At 49.0% G+C, this 647-nt stretch carries 1 protein-coding gene; it reads left to right on the forward strand.

Going from position 1 to position 647, the window contains the following annotated elements; genetic code table 11:
* Window positions 1-128 precede the first annotated feature (128 nt).
* A partial coding sequence (locus tag ACW9IN_RS30105) for a carboxymuconolactone decarboxylase family protein (protein ID WP_038845055.1) occupies window positions 129-647 on the forward strand: 519 nt, incomplete at its 3' end.

A 647-nucleotide genomic window follows, 5' to 3' on the forward strand; every position in this document is an offset into this window, starting at 1 on the left:
GCCGGGTAAAGTTCTAAATTCTCGAAATCTGAAAGGGTGGTTCCCGATATCGGGGGATTATCAAACCAGGGTTGAAAACATAAGCTTCCTCTCACGCCAACAACGGCTAAATGAAAGAGGATCTACAGATGGCACGTATTACTATTCCAACTCGCGACCAAGCTCCCACCAACACCCACTCCACCCTCGATGCAATTGGTAGCCAAGTTGGTTTTATTCCAAATATGTTTCGTATGCTCGCTTCCAGCCCAGATACTTTCGCAGGTATCATTGGTTTTCAAGGTGCGATGTCCAAGGCGCTGAACGTAAAAACCCGTGATGCTATTGCTTTGGCTGTGACTCAGGTCAACGACTGCCATTACTGCATGAGCGCGCATACGTACATTGCGACTAACCTGGTGAAAAGTTCGGCCGAAGAAATTGCAATGAATCGCCAAGGTCGCTCCGAAGATCCAAAGCGCGCTGCTGCCGCTACATTTGCCAAAACGCTGGTAGAACGCCGCGGCAAGGTAACCGATCAAGAACTCGCAGCCGTACGTGCTGCCGGCTACACAGACCCAGAAATTATCGATATCACCGCTTTGGCAGCGCAGTTCCTTCTGACTAACTTCATCAACAACATGGCTGACACTGATATTGATTTTCCT

The organism is Pseudomonas sp. SDO5271_S396 (assembly GCF_054071795.1).